The 23,128-nt window shown below is 63.6% G+C and carries 22 protein-coding genes, 1 tRNA gene and 1 pseudogene; 12 read left to right on the top strand and 12 right to left on the bottom strand.

The window, feature by feature from the left end:
• Positions 1-234: 234 nt before the first annotated feature.
• The 3 genes from J2S73_RS06620 to J2S73_RS06630 all read right to left on the bottom strand — a co-directional run bounded on the left by J2S73_RS06620 (position 235) and on the right by J2S73_RS06630 (position 1,065).
• Positions 235-423, bottom strand: coding sequence for a hypothetical protein (locus J2S73_RS06620; RefSeq protein WP_306884662.1), 189 nt, complete (start codon positions 421-423; stop codon positions 235-237).
• Positions 424-445: 22 nt separating this feature from the next.
• Positions 446-625 carry a hypothetical protein gene (locus tag J2S73_RS06625; protein ID WP_306884663.1) on the bottom strand — a complete coding sequence of 60 codons (180 nt, stop codon included), beginning with the start codon at positions 623-625 and terminating at the stop codon, positions 446-448.
• 119 nt (positions 626-744) lie between these two features.
• A complete protein-coding gene (locus J2S73_RS06630) occupies positions 745-1,065 on the bottom strand; it encodes a hypothetical protein (RefSeq protein ID WP_306884664.1) in 321 nt (106 codons plus the stop codon).
• A gap of 111 nt (positions 1,066-1,176) precedes the next feature.
• Between J2S73_RS06630 and J2S73_RS06635 the strand changes: the two genes are divergently transcribed.
• Positions 1,177-1,267 (top strand) — tRNA-Ser (locus J2S73_RS06635).
• A 112-nt stretch (positions 1,268-1,379) separates the two neighbouring features.
• A complete protein-coding gene (locus tag J2S73_RS06640) occupies positions 1,380-2,684 on the top strand; it encodes a tyrosine-type recombinase/integrase (protein WP_306884665.1) in 1,305 nt (434 codons plus the stop codon).
• Here J2S73_RS06640 and J2S73_RS06645 read toward each other — a convergent pair.
• From J2S73_RS06645 to J2S73_RS06670, 6 genes are all read right to left on the bottom strand, one after another.
• Positions 2,666-2,902 carry a hypothetical protein gene (locus J2S73_RS06645; RefSeq protein WP_306884666.1) on the bottom strand — a complete coding sequence of 79 codons (237 nt, stop codon included), beginning with the start codon at positions 2,900-2,902 and terminating at the stop codon, positions 2,666-2,668. The two genes, J2S73_RS06640 and J2S73_RS06645, sit on opposite strands and share 19 nt — an antisense overlap.
• Positions 2,903-3,036: 134 nt before the next feature.
• Positions 3,037-4,761, bottom strand: a complete 1,725-nt coding sequence (locus J2S73_RS06650; protein WP_306884667.1) for a type IV secretion system DNA-binding domain-containing protein — start codon at positions 4,759-4,761, stop codon at positions 3,037-3,039.
• Positions 4,758-5,108 carry a hypothetical protein gene (locus J2S73_RS06655; RefSeq protein WP_306884668.1) on the bottom strand — a complete coding sequence of 117 codons (351 nt, stop codon included), beginning with the start codon at positions 5,106-5,108 and terminating at the stop codon, positions 4,758-4,760. The genes J2S73_RS06650 and J2S73_RS06655 overlap by 4 nt, the downstream gene beginning before the upstream one ends.
• Positions 5,105-5,872 (bottom strand): hypothetical protein, encoded by a 768-nt coding sequence (locus J2S73_RS06660; RefSeq protein ID WP_306884669.1) that lies wholly within the window; start codon positions 5,870-5,872, stop codon positions 5,105-5,107. Before J2S73_RS06660 ends, J2S73_RS06655 begins: the two co-directional genes overlap by 4 nt.
• Before the next feature lie 46 nt (positions 5,873-5,918).
• Positions 5,919-6,404 (bottom strand): hypothetical protein, encoded by a 486-nt coding sequence (locus J2S73_RS06665; protein WP_306884670.1) that lies wholly within the window; start codon positions 6,402-6,404, stop codon positions 5,919-5,921.
• A 557-nt stretch (positions 6,405-6,961) separates the two neighbouring features.
• Positions 6,962-7,354, bottom strand: a complete 393-nt coding sequence (locus J2S73_RS06670) for a hypothetical protein (RefSeq protein ID WP_306884671.1) — start codon at positions 7,352-7,354, stop codon at positions 6,962-6,964.
• Positions 7,355-7,738: 384 nt separating this feature from the next.
• Between J2S73_RS06670 and J2S73_RS06675 the strand changes: the two genes are divergently transcribed.
• The 10 genes and pseudogenes from J2S73_RS06675 (at position 7,739) to J2S73_RS06720 (ending at position 19,638) form a co-directional block, all read left to right on the top strand.
• Positions 7,739-8,104: a plasmid mobilization protein gene (locus J2S73_RS06675; protein WP_306884672.1), complete on the top strand. Its 366-nt coding sequence runs from the start codon at positions 7,739-7,741 to the stop codon at positions 8,102-8,104.
• A 6-nt stretch (positions 8,105-8,110) separates the two neighbouring features.
• Positions 8,111-10,483, top strand: coding sequence for an AAA family ATPase (locus J2S73_RS06680; protein ID WP_306884673.1), 2,373 nt, complete (start codon positions 8,111-8,113; stop codon positions 10,481-10,483).
• A 458-nt stretch (positions 10,484-10,941) separates the two neighbouring features.
• Positions 10,942-12,099 (top strand): MHYT domain-containing protein, encoded by a 1,158-nt coding sequence (locus tag J2S73_RS06685; protein ID WP_306884674.1) that lies wholly within the window; start codon positions 10,942-10,944, stop codon positions 12,097-12,099.
• A gap of 169 nt (positions 12,100-12,268) precedes the next feature.
• Positions 12,269-13,123 (top strand): FAD binding domain-containing protein, encoded by an 855-nt coding sequence (locus J2S73_RS06690; RefSeq protein ID WP_306884675.1) that lies wholly within the window; start codon positions 12,269-12,271, stop codon positions 13,121-13,123.
• A 15-nt stretch (positions 13,124-13,138) separates the two neighbouring features.
• Positions 13,139-13,630, top strand: coding sequence for a (2Fe-2S)-binding protein (locus tag J2S73_RS06695; RefSeq protein WP_306884676.1), 492 nt, complete (start codon positions 13,139-13,141; stop codon positions 13,628-13,630).
• Positions 13,627-16,047, top strand: a complete 2,421-nt coding sequence (locus J2S73_RS06700) for an aerobic carbon-monoxide dehydrogenase large subunit (RefSeq protein ID WP_306884677.1) — start codon at positions 13,627-13,629, stop codon at positions 16,045-16,047. Before J2S73_RS06695 ends, J2S73_RS06700 begins: the two co-directional genes overlap by 4 nt.
• Before the next feature lie 61 nt (positions 16,048-16,108).
• A complete protein-coding gene (locus J2S73_RS06705; RefSeq protein WP_306884678.1) occupies positions 16,109-16,999 on the top strand; it encodes an AAA family ATPase in 891 nt (296 codons plus the stop codon).
• A complete protein-coding gene (locus J2S73_RS06710; RefSeq protein WP_306884954.1) occupies positions 16,999-18,183 on the top strand; it encodes a vWA domain-containing protein in 1,185 nt (394 codons plus the stop codon). The genes J2S73_RS06705 and J2S73_RS06710 overlap by 1 nt, the downstream gene beginning before the upstream one ends.
• Before the next feature lie 11 nt (positions 18,184-18,194).
• A complete protein-coding gene (locus J2S73_RS06715; RefSeq protein ID WP_306884679.1) occupies positions 18,195-19,034 on the top strand; it encodes an XdhC family protein in 840 nt (279 codons plus the stop codon).
• Between the two features lie 143 nt (positions 19,035-19,177).
• Positions 19,178-19,638 (top strand): annotated as a pseudogene (locus J2S73_RS06720) (SRPBCC family protein).
• A 244-nt stretch (positions 19,639-19,882) separates the two neighbouring features.
• Here the strand turns inward: J2S73_RS06720 and J2S73_RS06725 are convergent.
• Genes J2S73_RS06725 through J2S73_RS06735 form a run of 3 tightly spaced genes read right to left on the bottom strand, consistent with a single transcriptional unit; the run spans position 19,883 to position 23,065 of the window.
• Complete coding sequence (locus J2S73_RS06725) at positions 19,883-20,617, bottom strand: GntR family transcriptional regulator (protein WP_306884681.1); 735 nt, start codon at positions 20,615-20,617, stop codon at positions 19,883-19,885.
• Position 20,618: 1 nt separating this feature from the next.
• On the bottom strand, positions 20,619-21,548 hold the full coding sequence (locus J2S73_RS06730; protein WP_306884682.1) for an ABC transporter permease: 930 nt from the start codon (positions 21,546-21,548) through the stop codon (positions 20,619-20,621).
• On the bottom strand, positions 21,545-23,065 hold the full coding sequence (locus J2S73_RS06735) for a sugar ABC transporter ATP-binding protein (RefSeq protein WP_306884955.1): 1,521 nt from the start codon (positions 23,063-23,065) through the stop codon (positions 21,545-21,547). Before J2S73_RS06735 ends, J2S73_RS06730 begins: the two co-directional genes overlap by 4 nt.
• Positions 23,066-23,128 lie beyond the last annotated feature (63 nt).

A 23,128-nucleotide genomic window follows, 5' to 3' on the forward strand; every position in this document is an offset into this window, starting at 1 on the left:
GTTGGCTTTTTCTTCGGTTTCGGGTCATCGATGCTAGGGTTCGGCTATTCTACGTAAGTGAGTTGTGGATGTGTGCTGCCGTAATGTCGGACATGCCGGAGGTGCAATGTTCGATCAGGTGCCGCGACGTTCCAGGCGGGTCCGGCGCGATTCGATGGTCTGTCTTGCTTCACGCGAGAACTGTTCATTGCCAGCGCCGCCATAACCGGTAGCGCGCGGCGTATGGTCTTCCCTCTAGTTGTCGGCACTGGGGGCTGAGGATCGCTTCGCCTCTGACAATCTTGCGACGGATTCGTCGTGGGCTATGTCCAGGAGATAAGCCAGCAGCTCCTGACCGGAAGCGGCGGCGAGATCGCGCAGCTCGCGGGTCTTCTCCGCCAAGTAGGTTGCGTTGGTGATCATGTCGGCGCTGTCTGGTGGCATCAGCGAAGCTCTGAGGGCGGCGTCACGGCTCATCCTCGAACGTGTGGTAGGAGGCTTCCTCCACCGATAAGAGCAGCAGGTAACCCAAAAAAAACATGTCCGCGTTGATGGCCAAGGTCCGCAATTCTTTGCAGATTGCCGCGACGTACTCTGCGGTTGCGGGGGCGGCCGGATCTCGCTCTCCCGGATTGTGACCTTCCATTTTCCCCTCCCTTTGTCAGGGAAAGTGGACACTATTTTTACGAGAATCGGAACCAAGAAAAATAACTATAAAGTGCAGTCTTGTCGATTTTTTGGCTCAGCTGACACTGAGGGAAGCGATTAGCCGTAGCCCGACACCGGAGCGTGCAGGTGATAGTCGACCCGCTCGCCGCAGACCGTGCACCGGATCCGCAGGTGGCCTTTGAGGAACGACCTGTCGGGTCCGCAGCGCGCGATCAGCGTGTCCAGGTCGAGATATCCCTGCCGGCCACACTCGCACCACGCATAGAGGCGGTGGTCGTGGTCGCGGAGGTCACCGAGAGTGGCAATCCTGATCGAGCGGGGCGGGGACATGGGGCCGATGATGCCGGGTCGGCCTGAGAACGGATAGGCAACATACTGTACGGGATTTGTACGAGCTTGGCCTAACTTCAGGTACATGTTCCGCTCCCGTTCGCATCTCAACGCGTTCGAGAGACCGGTGGATCTGAAGCCCTTTGCTTCCCGAAAGCCTTGACCTGCGGGGTCTTCGCGTCTACCCACGGCCCGTTCGGAGACGTGGCCGAGTGGTCGAAGGCGCTCCCCTGCTAAGGGAGTAGGCGGCAAAACCGTCTCGAGGGTTCGAATCCCTCCGTCTCCGCCACGCCGCCTCTGTTTAAATCCCTGATATTCCTATCTTTTAAAGGATTTCCTTGACTATCCCGCGCTGAGTCGGCCAAATATCGTCCAACATTTTGTCCAACAACGGGTCCGCCATGGGCGCCTTTCTCGGCAGACGCGACGGCTACTGGTGCTACGTCCGGCGCGTGCCGAGCGAGATCACCGAGCTCGATGGGCGCGGCATCATCAAGCTGTCGACGCGAATCCGTATCGCCGACGACCCCAGGGCCATACGCGCCCGGAAGGTGGTCGCGCGACTCAATGCCGAGACGGAGACCTATTGGCGTGATCTGAGATCGGCCGAGACCGCGAATGTCAGCGAGCGTTACCGGGCGGCCTGCCGTCGAGCCCGCGCTTTGGGCTTCGACTATGCGCCGGCGGCCGAGGTCGCGGAGCGTGATCTCGACGAGATTGCCAGTCGCCTGGCCGCAGCGGTCCGTGCGGGACAATCTGACGGGGTCACGCGGCCGGCCGTCCTGGGCGCGGTCCCAAAGCCGACGTTTAGGGTGTCGACGCTCCTTGAGGCGTTTGAGGACGTCATGCGCCCGTCTCTGGCCTCGATGTCAGAGGACCAGCGCCGCAAGTGGCGCAACCCCAAGCGCCGGGCGATCGCCAACCTTCTGACGGTCATCGGGGACAAGGACCTTTTGGAGATCACCCGCGGCGACGCGTTGGACTTCCGGGCCTGGTGGGCGGACCGCGTTCTCGTCGAAGAGGTCCAGATCGCGACCGCCAACAAGGACATCGGCCACCTGAACAAGATGCTGCGCACCCTCGATCAGCAGCATCGCCTCGGGCTTGATCCCGTGTTCGCCCAGTTGCGGATGGAAGGCGAAGAAGCTCGGTCCCGCTCCGCCTTCGAGCCGGACTTCGTCGCCGCCCGCCTGCTTGCCCCCAATGCCCTCGACGGCCTGAACGACGAGGCTCGGGCAATCATCTATCTGATGGCCGAGACCGGCCTGCGCGTGTCCGAAGCAACGAGCCTGACCTCAGAGACGATCAAGCTGAACCACGAGGTGCCCCACGTTCAGATCCGCGGGATCGGCCGCAAGCTCAAGACGCCCCAGTCGGAGCGGGACATCCCATTGGTCGGCGTGGCGCTCTCGGCAATGCAACGCCATCCGTCGGGTTTTCCCCGCTATCTGGACAATGCTGCGTCCCTCTCTGCCCTGGTGAACAAGGCCCTGGAGACCCGCGACCTCCGGCCGACGAAGAACCACACCCTTTATTCCCTAAGGCACACTTTCGAGGATCGGCTTGGCGCGGCCTCGATCCCGGAGAAGATTGTCGCCGCCCTGATGGGCCACAAATACTATCGGCCCAAATACGGATCCGGTCCGAGCCTCACCATGAAGCGCGATGCGCTGGAGAAGATCGCGTTTCAGGTGGAGCTCGTATAGGCGGCCAGGAGCCGCCTGGCGCGGTCCTGGAGCTCGCTCGCTTTCCGAGCAGCCCTCAGCTCCCTTTCGATCCGCTCGAAGATGGGACCATAGACCGCCCCGTCCTCCTGCATGCACCAGGCGCAGGCAATCAGCATCCATTCCAGCACCTCGGTGGTGACGGGATCACCCGGATCCCAGTCGTCCGGCGGTGCGGGCGGGGGTGTCGTGTCCGTCATCGCAGCCTCGCGATGATATGGCGCTGACCGGGATTTGCGCGCTCAAGTTTGCCGCTCGATTGGGCGGGCTGGTCCGCGCCGGACCGGACGCAATTCGCCCGTCGGGATCCCCACGTCTTGACGCAGGCCATGTCTCACCTGCGCCGCTCTGGCATGAAGGCGGGCCGCTGTGCGGGCCAGTTTTCGTAGGGCCAGACCAGCTTGCCGACAGTGGTGTGCGCGATGAGCAGGCCCTCGACGCCATTCTTCTGCTTTCTGAGGCGCGAGAGCTCGCTCGGATGGACGACGTCCTGAGTACGGCTCACCTCGCGAACTCTCTTGGTCCCGTCGCCGGCGATCGTCTCTTCAAAGAAACTGATCTCCTGGGTGCCGATCCAGTGGTCGCAAATGGTTTTGTTGGCTGGAGAGCCGGCGAGGTTCAAGACGATACGCGTGGAAAGGAGATTGAGGTAAACGTCCCGCCCGGCCTCACCGTAATTCTCCGTGAGTTGGTCGATCGACTGGAGTGTGATGATCGCTCGCGCATTCTTTTCGCGGCCGACTTCAAGAACAGCCTTGAAGCTGTCGAGCTTAATTTGGGCAAACTCGTCCATCACGAACCAAGTCTGGATCGAGGGGTCGGCTTTGTATTTTGGACTGCCGATCCGCCGCGAGAGTGTCTCAAAGACGCCCCGGAGCCACCGCTCTGAGAAGTCAGGCTTGTCTGCGTGGCGCTGCAGGATGAGCGTCTTCGGCGTATTCGAGCGGCCATCGAGCCACTCTCTGAGCGAGAGCCGATATTCTGGAGGCGTGCCCTCCCAAGCGTCGATCAGCCCTGACAGCAGCTGAAACACCGGCGCGAGCGTACTGACCGTGAAGCTGTTCGATGTCGGACTATCGCTTCCGTCCGCCGTTTTTCCCTGCAGAAGTCGGGCTGCGACTGGGTAGTGTCGCTCCAGGAGACTGGTCAGATCTTTGGTGGGCAGCAGAAGCGTTTCTGCGATATCGCCCCAGGACCAAGCGCCGGGCTTCTTAGCCTGAAGAGCCCGTACGACGCCGGCGAGCACGAGACGAGCCCCTTCGCTCCAGATGGGTTCCTTGGAGTCAGGGATCAGGCTATGTGCGAGAGCGTCGGCCAGGTCGCCACTGTCGATGTCGCGCGCGACATCCCATGCCCAACTACGGGCGTCGCCGGGTGAGAGCAAGACTGCGTCGCCCGGAAACTGCTCCGTAAACACGCCTTTTTCATCGAGAATTATCAGTCGATCACCCCGATCATGAAGCTGTCTAATTAGTCGTCGAACGATGATTGTCTTGCCGCTTGCTTGGCTTCCAACTATCCCGATGCCGCCCTCTTCTGGATGGGCGCCCTGATATACCTTCGGCGCGATCTCCAACGGAGCCGGACGACGGCCGGGGCGTAGTTCGGCTTTCAGCCGCGCTGTCGCGGCCTGGCCCTCGGCGAACGTTCTGCCTTTGACGATGCGGTACCGCGGGCGGCCGGGAATGAGCTGCGCGACGCGCCACGCAAAGACCCCCGCCGAACAGCCGCCAACAATTACGGCAGCAAGTAAAATACTCAGAAGCCCGGATGCGCCCTGGCTCGTCTGGGCCCAGTACGCGGAAACCGTCGGGTGCGGGACGGGGAGAAGCGCCTCAAGCCACGGCCGATAGCTGATCAGTCGATCGAACACGGCACCATATGTGTAAGCCGAGACGCTGCCGAAGTGGCCATGTTGAATGTGCGCCTCAGAAGGCGGAACCACAATGACCGTGAGCGTGAGCGTGAACCACGCTGCGCTCGCATACAGAGCCAGGGCGACCACGCCAGCCAGGGCGGAGACCAGGCACCTATCGGCATAAGAGAGGTTCGCCATCATAACCCCCTCGCCAGGAGGAATGCCGCCGTCACCAGAATGCTCGCGAGCCAAGCACCGATTGAATCGAGCAAGGCCTTCCGAAAGGTTGCTTGGTTAAGCTTCGCCAGACTGATCGGCTGTATACCTGGCTCAAAGGGCAGCACTTTGCGGTGATGTTTCCGTCCGGCTGCTGTGCGAGCGGGAAGCAGCGAGCGCAGCAACTCTCTTCGGTCGGCTGGGCAGATATCCGGCATCCGCGGGTCCGAAATCAGTGCCTCCACCCGTTCGCCTGTCGGGAGCGCAAGAAGAGCCCGCAGCACAGAGGCGCTCCATTTTCGCCACTCGCGCTCATGGCTGCCGCGGCTCATGAGGAGACCTCCTCATGCGACAAGACCGCCGCCATCTGGCTCTCCGCCTCAGACAGCCACTGATCGAACAGAGCCAGCGATCGGGTCGACACGCCAACAGGTAGCCCGATGTTGACAAGGTCCTTGTAGCTCAATTCCGAAATCCGCTGCAGGCTTCCGATGTTCTGCATGTATCCCCAGGCCGGGGCGGACATCCGGCCGAGTCTTACGGTCTCAATCTCACCCCACTCACCCCGGGCTTCGCGCAGCCGCCTGGCGATGTTCTGATCTCCAGCGGGGAACTGAGCGACCGCCTCGTTGAGGACCGCCAAACGCCTCGCCCGCGGGAAAAGCTGACCCATGCTCCATAGCGCCTGCAGACCAGAGGCAAGCGAAGCGCGGTTCATAGTCAAAGGCACCACCCAGAGCAGGTTCTCACCGGCCCCCAAATAGGCAGCTCCGGTCGATTCACCCCATTTGAGCAACGCTGATGTCAGGTTTGCCCCGAGGCAGCAGACTGTCGGCGGTCCAGCAAGAACGCGTTCGCCGAGGGCATCCATTGCGGAAAAAACCACATCCGGATTGTGATAGATCTCCTCGTGAGAGGCGTGCTGGACTTCGATCCACTCTGCCGCATCAATGATGCGGCTCAGCCGCGGGGCGGTTTCGACCTCGATTAAGCGGGCTGACGGATCGAGCTCTTGGGCCGATCTCCAGAGCAGCTCACTAACGAGGTCCTTGCCGACGCCGCCACGATCATTTCCAACGATAATGCACTGTCGCATTACAGGTCCTCAGCATTGAAATATTGGATCTACGCTCGCGGCAGTTCTAATCTTCGTCCTCCAGCCACCATTGCTCGAGATCTATCTTCTCTTCTGAGAGAGCAGGTAATTCCAGAATGGAGGCAGGCAGGGTTCGCTTGAAAAGTCTTTTTGCCTCTTCCGGGGAAATGGTCCTGTCGTAGATGTTGCGCCCTTCTTGCTCCCAAATGGACCCGTATTTGTAGATCATCGCGCCTGAGTAACCGACCGGGGCAATGAGGAAGACGCCTGGTCGGACGATGCCATTGACGAACGGGTGGCCGCTTATGCCGAAGTGGTCGCAGACTTCGCTCAGCAAATTTCCAACAAAGACGCCTCCTCTCGAGATGAAAATGGCATGTGTGGTGATGTAATAGTTTCCGCAGTACATATCGAAGCGCGTGACGCTCCGTCGATCGGGCAATCGGTATTCGAACTTGTTTGGCCGAACTTCGAGTAGGGGCTCGTCGCGATATTCCACGACGGTCCGTGGCTGTTTTGAAAAGAATTGCATGGTGGTCTCCCTTACTTCGGAGATGGGAAAATGATGCAGAAAAAATCAGAATAATAATGATTTTATATTGATTTTTTTGATTTCATCGGTAAATCAGTGCTTAATCCTAAATGATTGATCTGCGAAAAGCGAAATATTCGGCCTGTCGGAGAGACGCAGAGAGGGCGAGGCTTCAGTCGCCGAATATCAACGGGTCTTCTTTGCTCATCCCTAAAAGCGGCTACGAAGACAGGGAGCAAGCTGCAGTCATGAAGTTGCGGGAAAGGCGCGCCAAGTCTTTGAGAAATTTAGCAATTGCTGAAGGGCTTCGGTTTGCGAAAAACCAAACGAACAGAGCGTGGTGGCGCGTCTATTTTGTCGCAGAGGAGCAGGAAACCCGGGACTTTGAGCTCTCAAGGATAGTGCGGTGGGGTGGTTCCGCAGTCGTTACGCGTTTTGCGAAAAACCAAACGCCGGAAGAGCGGAGGGCGCCCCCGTGCCTGGGACCAGGGCAGTTCAATCGGGTGTCGCATCTACCTTTCTGCGCATTCCCCGAACAACGAAGTCACCGCCTGGGGCTACTCGCTTCCAAACAACCCGCCGCTGAAGTCCGGGCGCTTCGGTTTCGCCTGGTCCGGCGTGTGCCGACCGTCGGTGTTTGCTGATTGATCAGCCACGGACGTCTGGGGACGGGCAGCCGGACGCTGCGTTCGGCTGGACGAGCGTGGGGCTGGCTGCTCGGTGGGCTCCATTTCCTGGGCCGGCGCTGAGGTCGCATTTCCCGATGGCGCTTCCCGCTGGGCCATCATCCCGTCGAAACCGGGCAGGGGAAGGTTGAGGGCCGAGGCGTCCCGGAGGGCTCGGGCATAGGCCTGTAGCCAGGGCACGGCCTCTTCCGGAACCATAAGTTCAACGCGCTTCCAGCCGGCCTGTTTGCGGCGCTCGCGGTAGCGGGTGTGCTTCTCGGCCATGCTGGGTGCCTCCGGTAAGCCTTGGATGGTAACCCGGCGACCGTCCGGGTCAATGTCGGAGACTGGGGTTCGGGAAGGGCAGTTGAGGTGATGGCAAGCCATGCGCGGTCATACCGCGCGGACGGCCCGAAGAGGGCCTGTCTTGGCAAGGGGAGAGATCCCCGTTGCATCCCCCGGACTGTGGTCGGGCACTATGGTGCCGTCACCCGCTGTGCCATCGGCCGGATCGGCGATGACGATTCCCCTTGATTGTTGAGCAATTTGGCTTGGCCTGTGTCGGTTCGCCGGGAACACTGGGGTTCGGAGGCAGCCGGTGCTCGGGGCGTGTGCCACGCTGCAGGGCCTTGCCTCCATTCCCCGTCATGTCGAAGGAGGAGGCCACGCATGGGGCGTGGATCCGAGACCCGCAAACGCGGCCGCTTGCTCCAGGTGAGACTGGCGGCTGAGGAACTTGCCGAAGTTCGCGAGCGGGCCGATCGGGCCGGCCTGACGCCGGCCAGCTATGTCCGCCAGACGGTTCTGGACGGACCTTTGCCGCGGCAGGTGCCGCGGCCGCCGGCAAGCCGCGTCGAGTTGGCTCAGCTTCTTGGGCACGTCGGCAAGCTCGGCAGCAACGTCAATCAGCTTGCCCGCGCCGTGAACCGGGGGCAGGTGGCGACGCTGGACCCGATGCGGCTGGCGGAGATTCAAGATGAGCTGGAAGAGATCCGCACGGCTCTCATGGTCGCGCTCGGTCGCGATCCCGGGTGAGGGGCCATGGTCATCAAGGGACGCTCCCGCTCCGGTGCCAAGGAACTTGCCGCCCATCTGCTGCGCACCGACACCAACGAGCGGATGGAGGTGCTCGAGCTCCGGGGCACGGTCGCCACCGACCTGTTGGGCGCGCTGCGCGAGTTCGAGGCGGTTGCCGTCGGTACCCGCTGCAAGCGGTCGCTCTATCACGCCTCGATCAATGTGCCGGTCCACGAGCGGCTGGACGGTGACGGCTGGGATCTGGCGATCGACCGGCTTGAGGCCGAGCTGGGCCTGACCGGTCAGGCCAGGGCGGTGGTCATGCACGAGAAGCTGGGACGCGAACACGTCCACATCGTGTGGAGCCGGATCGATCTCGCCCGGATGACGGCGATCGCCGACAGCCACACCTATCGCAAGCACGAGATCGTCGCCCGGGAGCTGGAGCGCACACTCGGTCATGCACGCGTCCAGGGTGTGCATGTCGAGCGGGACGGGCAGCTTCGTCCCGAGCGCACGCCGTCTCACGCGGAGATGCAGCTGAAGGAGCGCACCGGGAGCGATCCCGTCCGGGTGAAGCACGATCTCACCCGGTGTTGGCGGGAGACGGAGACCGGAGCCGAGTTTGCGGCTGCACTTGAGGCTTCTGGATATGTGCTGGCCCGAGGCAACCGCCGGAGCTTCGTCGCGGTGGATGCGGCCGGCGTGATCCACAGCCTGCCCCGGCGGATTGAGGGAGCACGGGCCCGTGACGTCGCTGAGCGGCTGGGAACGATCGGAGAGTTGCCGAACGCCACCGATGTTCGGGCAAGCCGGATGGCCGACCTGGACCGCAGCCAGCACGCCGAGGCGGCGCGGGCGGCTGTCAGAGACCCTCGCGACGTGCTGGAGGGACTGCTGGTCACCCGTCCTTACGTCCATGTCCATGAGCTGGAGAGCGCGCTGGGCGAGGCCGGACACGCCGATCCCGAGCAGGCGCTCGAGGCGCTCTGCACGCAGAAGGACATCCTGCAACTGAGGGAGCCGGAAAGCGACAGCGTCCTCGGGATCACCACACAGGCCGTGCGGGATCAGGAGCGCCGTCTCCTGGCGCGGGCGACGCGGCTTGCCGCAAGCGATCGCCATGCGGTCGATCCACGCTTTATTGGTACCGCTATCCGCGAGCGCACCCTCGATCCGGAGCAGGCTGACGCACTGCGCCATGCCCTCGATGCGGGGTCGCTCAAGATCATTGAAGGTCGGGCCGGGACCGGCAAGAGCCACACCTTGAACGCCATCCGGTCGGCAGCCGAGCGAGACGGACACACCGTGATCGGGCTCGCGCCGACCAATGCCGTTGCTCAGGACCTGCGTGACAGCGGCTTCGGCCGGGCTACCACCGTTCACTCCCTGCTCTGGTACCGGGAGCATGCGCCGGACCACGACGCGGCCCACGTGCCGCGCCGGTCGCTTCTGATCGTGGACGAGGCCGCCATGCTGGATACGGAGCGGCTCGATCGGATGACCGCCCTTGCCGAGGAGGCGGGCGCCAAGCTGCTTCTGGTCGGCGACGATCGCCAGCTCGCCTCGATCGAGCGGGGCGGGATGTTCTCCGTCATCCGGGATGCCATCGGCAGCACCACACTCACCACCGTTCGCCGCCAGACACGCGATTGGGCGCGAGAGGCGGCTCGCGACTTTGCCGAGGGACGGTTCGCGGAAGCGCTCGCCGCCTATCAGGACCATGACCTGATCGATTGGTCCGCGACCCTAGAGACTGCTCGGCAACACCTGATCGATCGGTGGGCGGCCGACACCGCCGAAGCGCGCGGCAAACGCTTCGTGTTCGCCTACACCAACGAGGAGGTGCGGCGTCTCAACGATGCTCTCCAGGCCATCGAGATCGAACGGGACCGGGTGACCGACCTGATCACACTGGAGACCGAGCGCGGAACCCTGCACGTCGGTGTCGGCGATCGCATCGCCTTCCGCGGGACCGACAAACCACGAGGGATCCATGCCGGCGCGCTCGGCACCGTCGAGGCCATCCGCGGCGACGTCCTCACGGTGCGATCCGATCGCGGCCGCCGCATCGATGTCGATACCACCGCCTTCACCAATCTCGACCTGGGCTATGCCGGCACGATCTATCGTGGACAGGGTAAGACCCTCGACCAGGTCTATCTGCTCCACACCCGCCACTGGCGCGACGCCGCCTCCTACGTCGCCATGACCCGCTCGCGCAACGAAACCCGTGTCTTCGTCGCCCGCGACCAGGCTAAGAACCTCACCGACCTCGCGCATCAGATGGCGCGGCAGAATAACCGCGGAGCGACATTAGCGCTCGAGGTAACCGGCGAACGGGGGCGGGAGCAACTGAGAGAGAGGGAGATCAGAGACAGGGGGCGGGAGAGGTAAAGACCTTGGGCTGAGGGGCTACGTTTTGGAAGTGGTAGCGAAGGACGGTAGCGGCCGCTTTGCGCCCATCGCGGTCATTCGCCGGCCCAGTTAGCCGCCTTGGAAGCGGGCCTTCGTCCTGCGTCGGTTCCGTCGCAAGCAGTGTCCGCCTGAGGATGGCCTTGTTGTGCACGACCTTTCCTTAAGAGAAAGCGCTTCACTGACTCATACTTTTTTATTGTGGCAGATAGGGTCAGACTTCATGTGGCTTGGCAGATCGCCCTCGATTGTGTTCAGGCGGCGCGTGCGAAATGGGTTCGATCGTATTGCGCTTCATGTGTCAGCCTGATCGCGCTCCGCCGATCCAGTATTCATGAACCACCCGCCAGGACTCAGCACTTCCGGAGGTGACTCCGTCGGATCGCAGGGCTAAAGTTGTGGGTCTGGGATCCGGGTTGGAGGAGCCGTCCCGCACCGCGATGATTACCCCTGCTTACGATTACCTGCTGGTGGCGGCATCGGTGCTCGTCTCGATGATGGCCTCGTTCACGGGGCTGACGCTCACCAAAGGCATTTCGGCGCTGCCCGAGGGGCTGCGCAAGATCCGGATCGTCATGGCCGCGCTCGCCCTTGGCGGCGGCATCTGGTCGATGCATTTCGTCGCGATTCTGGCGATGCGGTTCCCGTTGCCGATCGATTACGACGTGATCTACACGCTCGGCTCCGCGCTTATCGCGATCCTGATGGCCGGGACGGCATTGTTGATCCTGCATTTTGCGTCGCGGACCTGGATCAACCAGGTCGTTGCCGGCGCCATTCTCGGCAACGGCATCGTGGTGATGCACTATGTCGGCATGTCGGCCCTGCGCGGCTGCCTGACCCTTTATGAGCCGGTCGGCATCGTCCTGTCGATCGCCGTGGCGACCCTGATGGGGATCTTGGCCATTGGGCTTGCTTACGCCAGGCGGAACACGGCCCATATCCTCGCGTCGACGGTCATCTTCGGTGCATCCGTGGTGGTGGTGCATTTCGTCGCCATCGCGTGGACGTCGTTCCAGATATCGGGATCGCTCGTCGGAACGATGCCGCAGATCGAGAACGGCACGCTGGCGCTGCTCGTGATGCTCTCGGCGTTCGTGATCTGTGGGACGTTTCTCCTCGCCTCCACCAGTTACGTGTTCAACGGTTTCAGCAAGCCGGTCACCGCGGGCGCGCCAACCGCGGCTCTGGCCGGGGCCGCTGCGGGTGGAGACGCCCCTCGCCCGGAAGAGAGCCTGGCTGCCACCTTCGTGCCGCATGTGGAAGCGCCGCGTATCCCCTATGAGCGGGACAAGCGAACCTGCTTCATTCCCGCCGAGCGGGTGATCGCGCTGCGCGCCGAGGGGCACTACACCGTGCTCTACACCCGCGACGAGATGCTGTTCTGCCCGTGGTCGATCTCGGAAGCGGAAAGACGGCTGCCACAGATGCTTTTTCTGCGAACGCATCGAAGCTATCTCGTCAACCTGCAGCACGTGACCGCGTTCGAGCGCCACAAGGACAACGGCTCCTGCCATTTCGACGGCGTCCAATCGCTCAAGTTCGCGCCCGTGAGCCGCGGCCATGTCGCCGGCGTCCGCGAAGCGCTCGGCCTGTAGCGCCACAGGTCAAATCTCCCCGATTTCGCATTTCGTGCGGATAAATCGCACTTCGTGAAATGCGCTGCGCTCGCGATGGCTTTGACCTCGCATGGCCATGGGAGCCTCGTAACGTTCCCCGTGCGGGACGCTGGGTGGGGCCGGCTGTCTCCGCGACGGGAGGAAAAAAATGATACCTGGCAATTTCCACTATCATCGGCCGGAGTCCGTCGATGACGCGGTTGCCATTCTCGCCAAGTATGGCGACGAAGCACGGGCGGTGGCGGGGGGCCACAGCCTCATTCCGATGATGAAGCTGCGCATGGCCGACCTGGCTCATGTGGTCGATCTTCAGGCCATAGGCGACCTGAAAGGCATCACCGTCGACAGCAGCACGGTCACCATCGGTGCGATGGTCACTCAGCATGAACTGATCGCGAGCGAGCCACTCGCCCAGGCGGCTCCCATCATTCGCGAAGCGTCGCTGCAGATCGCCGATCCACAGGTGCGCTATGTCGGCACGATCGGTGGCAATGTCGCGAATGGCGATCCCGGCAACGACATGCCGGCTCTGATGCAGTGCCTCGACGCGACCTTTGTGCTGACGGGCCCCAACGGCACCCGCGACGTCGCGGCGCGTGAATTCTACGAGGCGGCCTACTTCACCGCCCGCGAGGATGACGAACTGCTCGTCGCCATCCGGTTCCCGGCGACGCAGGGCGGTTACGCCTACGAAAAGCAGAAGCGCAAGATCGGCGACTACGCCACTGCGGCGGCGGCGGTCCTCATAGAGAAGGACGGCAGCTCCTGCTCCGCCGCCTCTGTTGCGATGACCAACCTCTCCGACGTTCCCGTCTACTGCCAGGGTGCCATCGATGCGCTGATCGGGTCGACCCTCGACGCGTCGGCGCTCGATGCGGCGGTCGCTGCCATGCAGGAGGCCATCGATCCGCAGGCCGACAATCGCGGGCCCGTGGAGTTCAAGAGACATGTCGCCGGGATCATGCTGCGCCGGGCGATCGAGCGCGCCGCGTCGCGCGCCTGAGGGGAGGAAACACCAATGGACAAGATGCACTTCAAGGTGACGGTCAACGGCAAGCAGGAGGAACTGCTTGTCGAGCCGCGCGAACTGCTGATTCACGTGTTGCGCGAGAAACTGGGCGTAACCGGTCCGCACATCGGATGCGAGACGTCGCATTGCGGCGCCTGCACGGTCGATATGGACGGCAAATCGGTCAAGTCCTGCACTGTCTTCGCGGCGCAGGCGAACGGCGCCGACGTGACCACGATCGAGGGACTCGGCACGCCCGATGGCCTGCATGTGCTGCAGCAGATGTTCAAGGAGCATCACGGGCTGCAGTGCGGCTTCTGCACGCCGGGCATGATCACCCGCGCCTATCGCCTGCTGCAGGAAAACCCCGACCCGAGCGAGGAGGACGTGCGCTTCGGCATGTCCGGCAACCTGTGCCGCTGCACCGGCTACCAGAACATCGTCAAGGCGGTGCTTGCCTCCGCCGCTGAACTCAACGCCGTCAAGGAGGCCGCACAATGAACGAGATGAGCCCTCCCACAGCCGAACGCGCCGCCGCTCTCAAGGGGCTCGGCTCGGAACGCAAGCGCGTCGAGGATGCCCGGTTCACACAAGGCAAGGGAAACTACGTCGACGACCTGAAACTGCCGGGCATGCTGTTTGGCGATTTCGTGCGCAGCCCCTATGCCCACGCGCGCATCAAGTCGATCGACGCGGAGGCCGCCAAGGCGCTGCCCGGGGTCGTCGCGGTATTGACGGCCGAAGACCTCGCGCCGCTGGGCCTGCACTGGATGCCGACGCTCGCCGGCGACAAGCAGATGGTCCTGGCCGACGGCAAGGTTCTGTTCCAGGGGCAGGAAGTGGCCTTCGTCGTTGCCGAGGACCGCTATATCGCGGCCGATGCGGTCGAGCTTATCGAGGTCGACTACGAGGAGCTTCCCGTCGTCACCGATCCGTTCAAGGCCCAGGCCGACGACGCACCGGTGCTGCGCGAGGACCTCGACGGCAACATGGAAGGTGCGCACGGGCCGCGCCGGCACCATAACCATATCTTCACCTGGGAGCAGGGCGACAAGGAAGCGACCGATACCGTCATCGGTTCGGCTGACGTCGTCGCCGAGGAGATGATCTACTACCACCGGACCCATCCGTGCCCGCTCGAGACCTGCGGCTGCGTCGCCTCGATGGACAAGGTCAACGGCAAGCTGACGGTGCATGGCACCTTCCAGGCGCCACATGCCGTGCGCACTGTCGCCTCGCTCATCTCCGGCATCGCCGAGCACAACATTCGCATCATCTCGCCGGATATCGGCGGCGGGTTCGGCAACAAGGTCGGCGTCTATCCGGGCTACATCTGCTCGATCGTCGCGTCGATCGTCACCGGCGTCCCGGTGAAATGGGTCGAGGACCGGATGGACAATCTGATGGCGACGGCCTTTGCCCGCGACTACTGGATGCAGGGCAAGATCGCCGCCACGAAGGACGGCAAGATCACCGGCCTGTGGTGCCACGTGACGGCGGATCACGGCGCGTTCGACGCCTGCGCCGATCCGACCAAGTTCCCGGCCGGCTTCTTCAACATCTGCACCGGGTCCTACGACATCCCGACGGCCTATCTCGCGGTCGACGGCGTCTACACGAACAAGGCGCCCGGCGGCGTGGCCTATCGTTGCTCGTTCCGGGTAACGGAGGCGGCCTATTTCATCGAGCGGATGATCGAGGTTCTCGCCATCAAGCTCGGCATGGATGCCGCGGAACTCAGGGCAAAGAACTTCATTAAGGCCGACCAGTTCCCCTACCGGTCGGCGCTTGGCTGGGAGTATGACTCCGGCAACTATCAGCCGGCCTGGGACAAGGCGCTGAAGGCCGTCGGATACGACGATCTGCGCAAGGAGCAGGCCGAACGGGTCGAAGCCTTCAAGCGCGGCGAGACCCGCAAGCTTCTCGGCATCGGGCTGACGTTCTTCACCGAGATCGTTGGCGCCGGCCCGGTCAAGAACTGCGACATTCTCGGCCTCGGCATGTTCGATAGCTGCGAGATCCGCATCCACCCGACGGGTTCGGCGATCGCGCGGCTCGGCACGATCAGCCAGGGCCAGGGACATGCCACCACCTTCGCGCAGATCCTTGCCTCCGAGACCGGCATTCCGGCCGACGACATCACCATTGAGGAAGGCGATACCGACACAGCGCCTTACGGTCTCGGCACCTACGGCTCGCGGTCGACGCCCGTTGCCGGTGCGGCGACCGCGATGGCCGGCCGCAAGATCCGCGCCAAGGCGCAGATGATCGCGGCCTACCTGCTGGAAGTCCACGACGACGACGTCGAATGGGACGTCGACCGGTTCGTGGTGAAGGGCGCGCCGGAACGGTTCAAGACGATGAAGGAAATCGCCTTCGCGTCCTACAATCAGGCGATCCCCGGCGTCGAACCCGGTCTCGAGGCGGTCAGCTACTACGATCCGCCGAACATGACCTATCCCTTCGGCGCCTATATCTGCGTCATGGAGATCGACGCCGATACGGGCGAGTGGAGCATCCGGCAGTTCTACGCGCTGGACGATTGCGGCACGCGCATCAACCCGATGATCATCGAGGGGCAGGTGCATGGCGGCGTGACGGAAGCGTTGGCGATCGCGATGGGTCAGGAGATTGCCTACGACGAGATCGGCAACGTGAAGACCGGCACGCTGATGGACTTCTTCATCCCGACCGCGTGGGAGACGCCGCATTACACGACCGATCATACGGTGACGCCGAGCCCGCACCATCCGATCGGCGCCAAGGGTGTCGGCGAGAGCCCAAATGTCGGCGGCGTACCGGCCTTCTCCAACGCGGTGCATGACGCGTTCCGGCCGTTCGGCCTCGTTCAGGCACACATGCCTCACGATCATTGGCGCATCTGGAAGATCGCCCATGATCTCGGGCTGCACGGCTGATCGCGGCGAACAACCAGACGACATCCGGGCCCCCGGCCCGGATGTCTCCGGAGCTTGAACAATGTCCCGGCACCAAACGTCCTGGCAACAGTTGCAGGCCGACCTCGCCGATACCGGCTATGTCGCGTCCGATGATCTCGCGATGGCGCTTTTCCTGGCTGTGACCCTCGGAAAGCCGCTGCTGCTCGAGGGGCCGGCCGGCGTCGGCAAGACGCAGGTCGCCAAGTCGCTGTCGGAGCTGCAGTCCACGAAGCTGATCCGGCTGCAGTGTTACGAGGGGCTCGACGCTTCGCACGCCATCTACGAGTGGAACTACCAGCGCCAGCTTCTTGCGATACGGGCTGCGGCGGAAGAGCAGAAGCCGTCGACCGAGATCGAGGATCACGTCTTCTCCGAGAAGTTCCTCTTGCAACGGCCGCTTCTCGAGGCGATCCGGCAGGAGACGCCCGCGGTCCTGCTGATTGATGAGATCGACCGGGCGGACGAGGAATTCGAGGCCTATCTTCTGGAGGTCCTGTCCGATTTCCAGATCACCATTCCCGAGCTCGGGACTGTCCCCGCTCGGTCGCGACCGCATGTCGTCCTGACCGCCAATGGCGCACGCGACCTGTCGGACGCCTTGCGCCGCCGCTGCCTCTACAGTTTCGTCGACTATCCGGACCGGCGCACGGAGATGGCGATCCTGCAGGCGCGCGCCCCCGAACTCGAAGCTCGGCTCGCCGAGCAGATCGTCGGTTTCGTGCAGGCGCTTCGCAAGGAAGAGCTGGAGAAGAAACCCGGCATTGCCGAGATGCTCGACTGGGCGGCGGCGCTCGGCGGCCTCGGCGTCAACGATCTCGCCGACGATCCCGAACAGACGCAGGCGACGCTCGTCTGTCTCCTGAAGACCGAGCGCGACCGTGCAGCGGTCCCGAAGGAAGTGCAGCAGCGCCTCGTCGGAAGGGCGGCGTGATGCAGGTCACCCGGTTCCCGCAACGCGCGACAGGGCCAGCGGAGCGCCTCTCCGGTTTCGCGGCGCATCTGCGCATGAACGGCATCCCCGCCGGACTTCCCGAAACGGAGACCGCGCTCGCGGCGCTTGGCGTGGTGGATGCAAGCCGCATGGCGGACGTGCGGCTGGCGCTCAAAGCGGTGTGCACCGGTGATGCCGACGCCAATGGCAGGTTTGACGATCTCTTCGATGCCTATTGGCTGAACCGCGGGCGCAAACGCGACGGCACCGCCGCCACGCATTCCAGCCGCAATGCCTCGGCCGACAGCGGCCGGACCTACCGCATGGCCTCCGGCGCCAGCGACGAGGAGGGCGAGGCGGACACGCCGGACGACGACACCGAGGCGGCATCGACCGGCACGGGCACCGGGCGGCTCGTAGCCTCGACGACGCGCTCCATCGAGAAGACGGACCTGCGCAAGCTGATGACGCCGGAGGACCTGCAGCGGGCGGAGCGCGTGGCCGAAGCGATCGCACGCAGCATGCGCGACCGGCGCTCGCGCCGGTTCAAGGCCGCGTCGCGCGGTGAGGCTCTGGACATGCGCAAGATCCTGCGCAGAAGCGTCCAGCGCGGCGGCGAACCGATCGAGCTTTTCCGCAAGGCCCGGCCCGATCGGCCGGTCAATATCGTGGCGCTTCTGGATGTCTCCGGTTCGATGACGGTCTATGCGCGGGTCTTTCTCGCCTTCCTGAAAGGGCTGGTGTCGGCCGATCATCGCACCGACGCCTATCTCTTCCACACGCAGCTCGTGCGCATATCCGACGCGCTCAGGGACAGCGACACGATGCGGGCGGTGAACCGGCTGTCTATCATGGCGCAGGGTTTCGGTGGCGGCACGAAAATCGGCGCCAACCTGAAGCAGTTCAACGCGCAGCATGCGGCGCAGTCGGTCAACGGGCGCAGCGTGGTGATCATCCTTTCGGACGGTTACGACACCGATCCGCCGGAGATCCTGGCGCAGGAGCTCGCGCGGCTGAGGCGGCGCGGAGCCCGTATCGTCTGGCTCAATCCGCTGAGGGGTTGGGACGGCTACGAGCCGGTGGCGCGCGGCATGGCAGCAGCCCTGCCGCATCTCGACCATTTCGCCGCGGCGAACACGCTGGACGACCTTGTGGCACTCGAACCCTGGCTGAACCGCTTGTGAGCGTGGTGACGATGGGACAGAAACCGGACATTCTCAAACAGGCGGCCGACCTGACCAATGCCGGCGAGTCCTTCGCCCTGGCGACCGTCGTGCGCACCGTCGCGGCAACCGCCGCAAAGGCCGGGGCGAAGGCGATCATCCGCGCCGACGGGACGATCATGGAGGGCTGGATCGGCGGTGGCTGCGCGCGTGGCGCCGTGCTCAAGGCCGCGCGAGAGGCGCTGGAAGACGGCAAGCCGCGTTTCGTTTCCGTCCAGCCTGAGGACCTGCTCACGGGGCTCGGCGTCACCGCCGGCGCCGAAAAAGAGGGCATCCGCTTCGCCCGCAACATGTGTCCCAGCAAGGGAACGATGGACGTCTTCATCGAGCCCGTTCTGCCGGCGCCTGGGATCGTCATTCTCGGGTCGAGCCCGGTTGCCGTGGCCCTCGCCGACATCGCGCCGCGTTTCGGCTTCCATGTGACGGTCTGCGCCCCGGAGCCCGAGCAGGCTGCCTTTGACCGGGCCGACGCACGCATCGACGGCTTCATGGTCGAGACGGCCTATACGCGCGGGAAGTTCGTGGTCGTCTCGACGCAGGGCCGCGGCGACGAGGCGGCGATGAGCGCCGCCGTCTCCGTCTCGTGCGCCTATGTCTCCTTCGTCGGATCGAAGGCCAAGGCGGCGGCGCTAACGGACAAGCTGCGCTGCAAAGGCGTTGACGAGATCCGGCTGGCCGCGGTGAAGGCGCCGGCCGGCCTGGATATCGGCGCGATCACGCCGGACGAAATCGCGCTCTCGATCCTGTCCGAGATCGTCCAGACGCGCAGACGCGCGTTGCGCGACGCGGCAATACAGGTGGAGCCGTCATGAAGATCCCACTCGGCTTAGTCACGCGTCTCTTCCGCACCCGGCCGGATAGCAGAACCGCAGAGCAGCGCGCGCAAGAACAGAACCTGGCCGTGCAGGCCATGCTGGTCCGCGGTCCGTGCTGTGGATAGGAGAGGAGCCCAATCATGGAAATGAAAGACGAAGTCCGTATCGAAGCCCCGCGTGACCGGGTTTATGCGGCGCTCAACGATCCCGATATTCTCAAAGACTGCATTCCCGGCTGCGACGATCTGTTCAAGCATTCCGATACGGAGCTCACCGCCAAGGTGGCGCTGAAAGTCGGCCGGTGAAGGCGAAGTTCTCGGGCGTCGTCACGCTGGACAAGAGCCGGGCGCCGGACCATTTCGTCCTCTCCGGCGAGGGGAGCGGCGGCGTCGCGGGCTATGCGAAGGGCGGAGCCGACGTTGATCTGGAGGAAGATGGCGAGGCGACCATCCTGCGCTACACGGCCAAAGCCGATGTCGGCGGCAAAATCGCGCAGCTCGGAAGCCGGCTGATCAGCTCGACGGCCAACCGCCTGGCCGCACAGTTCTTCTCCAGGTTCAAGGAGGAGGTCGAAACGCAAGCGGCTGAAGCCGGCGTTTGACCTGAGTCAGCCTCTTGCGCCCTCCTCGCAATTGCATGGCGGCTTTACGGTGCCGGTATCCATGACCTGCCAGTCCGTTTTCGGCCACTTGGTGACCTGCCTGGGCACTCTCGGGCGCTGGGCGTTGATCGACAGCATCAGCACATTCTGAGACAGCACGCCTCAATCGCCGGTTAGATCCGGTGGCGGTGCGAGGCGCAAGTGCATCGAACTTGCTCCGAGCTTCGGTTGCCGTTTCTTGCGCTCAGGGAAAGACGTCACGTGAGCAGGCCGGGGACTCGTGCTGCAGGCGAAAAAAGGAGGCCTCAAGTGCGGCATCCGAATACTCTACCGGCCGGCCGGTGCCGTCCACCACCAGACGCTCAAGCCGCAGCAGAGGCGCTCCTTCGTACGTCGCGAGTGCCGTCGCTTCCCGGGCCGTGGCATTGATTAGCGAAACCCGTTCGCGGGCGACGAACAAATCGTTCTGCAGAGCGGTGCGCAAAACCGCGTAGAGCGAAGCCTTTTTCAACTGATCCACCTTCAAATGGCTGGTGAAGGCATCCGGCAGAAGCGAAACCTGAAAGGCAACGGGATGGCCTTCCAATAGGCGGATCCGGCAGATTTCCAAGACCCGCTCGTCGAGGTCCAGCTGAAGGGCTTTCGCCTCGCTGAGGGTGGAGATGCGTCGGGTCGAAGAGACCAGTCGCGTCGAAGGCCGGTATCCCGCTTCGCGCGCAGCGGAGAGAAAGTCCAGCGGTTTTCCTGCGCGCCAGCTGACGGCCCGTTCCCGATAGATTGTGTAACGACCCTGGGCCTTGGAGATCACTCCCTCCTGCTGCAGAAGTTCCAGCGCCTGGCGGACGGTTCGGCGACTGACCCGGTAAGCGCGAGCGAGGGCGGTTTCCGATGGCAGACGGTCGCCCGTCTGCCACAAGCCGCGAACGAATTCCCGATGCAGCTCCGCAGCAAGGCGTTGGTAGGCGTGTCCAGCCACCATATCACGCCGTCCGCCCGCCGAGGTTCCGCACAAGAACCGCGCCGATGATAATCAGGCCGGTGAAGATATCCTGTAGAAAATTGGGCACGCCCAGAATAGTCAGCCCATTTGCCACAACGGCAATGATCGCTGCGCCGAGAAGCGTGCCTGGTGCGTTGCTCTGTCCATCGCGGAAGGCCGTCATCCCGAGGAAAACTGCTGCATAGGCTTGAAGCAGAAAGCCGTTTCCGCCCGTCGGATGAGCGCTTCCCAACCGGGCCGTGAGCAGCAGCCCGGCAATTGCCGCAAAGAGGGTGCACAGCCCGAAGGCCCAGACGCTGTTCGGGATGACGGGCACTCCGGTCAGGCGCGCTGCTTCCCGGTTGCCGCCGATCGCCATGATACGGCGTCCGAGTTCGGTGTGATCAAGCACGAACGAGGCGAAGACCGTCGCACCGATGGCCCAGAGCGTCAGTACCGGCACGCCTGCGACATCGCCCCGCCCGATATCGCGGAAGCCGGTCGGAATGTTACCGAACAGAGTGGCGCCGTCGCTGATCCAGTAGGTGATGCCGCCGACGATTGTGCCCATCGCCAGCGTTACGATGAAGCTGGGCATCTGGTAGGTCGCGATCAGGAGTCCACTCGTGGCGCCGACGGCGAACCCGGCAACCAGCGTCACAAGGACGACCGGTACGATGCCCCATTCCGCTGCGAACAGGCTGGCCGCCATAATGCCGGACAGCGACACTACGGCGCCGACCGACAAGTCGAACTCTGCGAGCGCCATCACGTAGGTGGCACCCAGGGCGACGATCGCCAGAAGCGACATCTGCTGGGTGATGTTGATGAGGTTCGAGCTCTTTGCGAAGGAGCCCGGGGAAAGCGCGGAGAACAACGCGATGATCGCGAAGAGGCCGATCAGGGTGCCGTAGCGCGCGGGAATGCTCATCGGTTGTCATGCTCCTGGGGCGACCGATTGACATTGTCCTGAACTGTGGCGTCGATGATCGACTGTCGGCTGACCGCTGCGTTGGGTGCCTCAAGCGTGATGGCACCGTCCGCCATGACAACGATCCGGCTGGCGAGCATCAAAAGCTCCTCCAGATCGCTGGTAACGAACACAATGGCGGTTCCCTCCGAGGCCAGACGGTTGCACAGCTTATGAATCTCCGCCTTGGATCGGACGTCGACGCCTCTTGTCGGCTCGTCCAGGAGGAAGAGGCGGATGGGCGCGCCGAACCAGCGGCCGATCATGATCTTTTGCTGGTTGCCGCCGGAGAGTGTGGAGATGCGGTCGGCCGAACGTCCGTACTTCACATTCAGGTCTGACAGGATGGTGCTGGCGCCGCTTTTGGCTTTGCGCCAGGAAACCATCGGCAGCCGCTTGGCGGCACGGTACAGGCCCAGTCGCGGCAGGACGGCGTTGTCGAGAACCGAATGGTGCATGATCAGGCCGGTGTTGCGCCGGTCCTCCGAGACATAGGCGGCGCCGGCGCGGATGCGATGGGAAATGCCCCGTGGGGGCAGGGTTCGACCGGCGAGCGAGAGCGTGCCGCTCGGTCGGACTCCGGCTCCCCAGATCGCCTTGAGAAGGCTTGACCTGCCACTGCCGACTACGCCGTAGACGCCTACGATCTCGCTCGCGCGGACAGTGAGGTCGACCGGTGGCCGCCGCGGACCCGCCTTGAAGCCCGAGAGTTCCAGAACCGACGCTCCGACCGTCTGCGTGGCGACGTGGCGCTCGTGCCTGAACTCCTCGCCGGCCATGAGCGCGACAATCCCGTCGCGCGTAGCGTCAGCGATCAGACCGCTCCCTACCGATCGACCGTTGCGCAGCACGGTATAGTCGTCGGCCACCTCGAAGACTTCGTCCAGTCGGTGCGAGACGACGACGATTGCGCATCCGCGTGCCGCGAGACTCCGCAGGATGGCATAGAGCGACGTCGCTTCATCTTCGCTCAGCGAGGCCGTCGGCTCGTCCAGAACGAGAACCTTGGCGTCGTCCGTCAGAGCCCGCAGGATCTCTGCGATCTGGCATTGGGCGATGGACAGGCGGCCCACAGGAACATTGATGTCGAGATCAAGCCCGTAGTCGTCTCTCACTGCGGCGAACCGGGCCCGCATTGTCTTCCAGTCGACCCGGCCGAACCGCTTCGGATAACGCTTGCCGACGAACGCGTTCTCGCAGGCGGTGAAAGCGGGCACCAGGTTCAGCTCCTGATGGACGGAGCGCAGGCCCGTCGCCTCGGCCTCGCGAGGGCCGGCCGGCCTGTAGGCGACACCGGCGAGCTGCATCTGGCCCTTGTCCGGGCGGTGAACGCCGGAGATGCACTTGAGCAGCGTGGACTTGCCAGCTCCGTTCTCTCCTAGGAGCGCGTGGACCCGCCCCGCCGCGCTGTGCATCGAGACGCCGTCGAGAGCTTGAACGCCTCCAAACCTTTTTGACAGATCAGCGACTTCCAGCATCACGCACTATTCCGATGAGGTGGAGCAGGTGAAGGGGCGGAGTCCGAGGTTCGTTTCGTCGGG

This window comes from Amorphus orientalis (assembly GCF_030814015.1).
Taxonomy (GTDB): domain Bacteria; phylum Pseudomonadota; class Alphaproteobacteria; order Rhizobiales; family Amorphaceae; genus Amorphus; species Amorphus orientalis.

Coding starts and splice junctions, on each gene's coding strand:
- J2S73_RS06675 (WP_306884672.1), top strand. CDS start 7,739: ATGGGGCGTGGATCCGAGACCCGCAAACGCGGCCGCTTGCTCCAGGTG.
- J2S73_RS06645 (WP_306884666.1), bottom strand. CDS start 2,902: ATGACGGACACGACACCCCCGCCCGCACCGCCGGACGACTGGGATCCG.
- J2S73_RS06670 (WP_306884671.1), bottom strand. CDS start 7,354: ATGGCCGAGAAGCACACCCGCTACCGCGAGCGCCGCAAACAGGCCGGC.
- J2S73_RS06710 (WP_306884954.1), top strand. CDS start 16,999: ATGCAGGTCACCCGGTTCCCGCAACGCGCGACAGGGCCAGCGGAGCGC.
- J2S73_RS06680 (WP_306884673.1), top strand. CDS start 8,111: ATGGTCATCAAGGGACGCTCCCGCTCCGGTGCCAAGGAACTTGCCGCC.
- J2S73_RS06650 (WP_306884667.1), bottom strand. CDS start 4,761: ATGATGGCGAACCTCTCTTATGCCGATAGGTGCCTGGTCTCCGCCCTG.
- J2S73_RS06665 (WP_306884670.1), bottom strand. CDS start 6,404: ATGCAATTCTTTTCAAAACAGCCACGGACCGTCGTGGAATATCGCGAC.
- J2S73_RS06660 (WP_306884669.1), bottom strand. CDS start 5,872: ATGCGACAGTGCATTATCGTTGGAAATGATCGTGGCGGCGTCGGCAAG.
- J2S73_RS06695 (WP_306884676.1), top strand. CDS start 13,139: ATGGACAAGATGCACTTCAAGGTGACGGTCAACGGCAAGCAGGAGGAA.
- J2S73_RS06690 (WP_306884675.1), top strand. CDS start 12,269: ATGATACCTGGCAATTTCCACTATCATCGGCCGGAGTCCGTCGATGAC.
- J2S73_RS06700 (WP_306884677.1), top strand. CDS start 13,627: ATGAACGAGATGAGCCCTCCCACAGCCGAACGCGCCGCCGCTCTCAAG.
- J2S73_RS06730 (WP_306884682.1), bottom strand. CDS start 21,548: ATGAGCATTCCCGCGCGCTACGGCACCCTGATCGGCCTCTTCGCGATC.
- J2S73_RS06640 (WP_306884665.1), top strand. CDS start 1,380: ATGGGCGCCTTTCTCGGCAGACGCGACGGCTACTGGTGCTACGTCCGG.
- J2S73_RS06630 (WP_306884664.1), bottom strand. CDS start 1,065: ATGTACCTGAAGTTAGGCCAAGCTCGTACAAATCCCGTACAGTATGTT.
- J2S73_RS06625 (WP_306884663.1), bottom strand. CDS start 625: ATGGAAGGTCACAATCCGGGAGAGCGAGATCCGGCCGCCCCCGCAACC.
- J2S73_RS06705 (WP_306884678.1), top strand. CDS start 16,109: ATGTCCCGGCACCAAACGTCCTGGCAACAGTTGCAGGCCGACCTCGCC.
- J2S73_RS06735 (WP_306884955.1), bottom strand. CDS start 23,065: ATGCTGGAAGTCGCTGATCTGTCAAAAAGGTTTGGAGGCGTTCAAGCT.
- J2S73_RS06725 (WP_306884681.1), bottom strand. CDS start 20,617: ATGGTGGCTGGACACGCCTACCAACGCCTTGCTGCGGAGCTGCATCGG.
- J2S73_RS06685 (WP_306884674.1), top strand. CDS start 10,942: ATGATTACCCCTGCTTACGATTACCTGCTGGTGGCGGCATCGGTGCTC.
- J2S73_RS06715 (WP_306884679.1), top strand. CDS start 18,195: ATGGGACAGAAACCGGACATTCTCAAACAGGCGGCCGACCTGACCAAT.
- J2S73_RS06620 (WP_306884662.1), bottom strand. CDS start 423: ATGCCACCAGACAGCGCCGACATGATCACCAACGCAACCTACTTGGCG.
- J2S73_RS06655 (WP_306884668.1), bottom strand. CDS start 5,108: ATGAGCCGCGGCAGCCATGAGCGCGAGTGGCGAAAATGGAGCGCCTCT.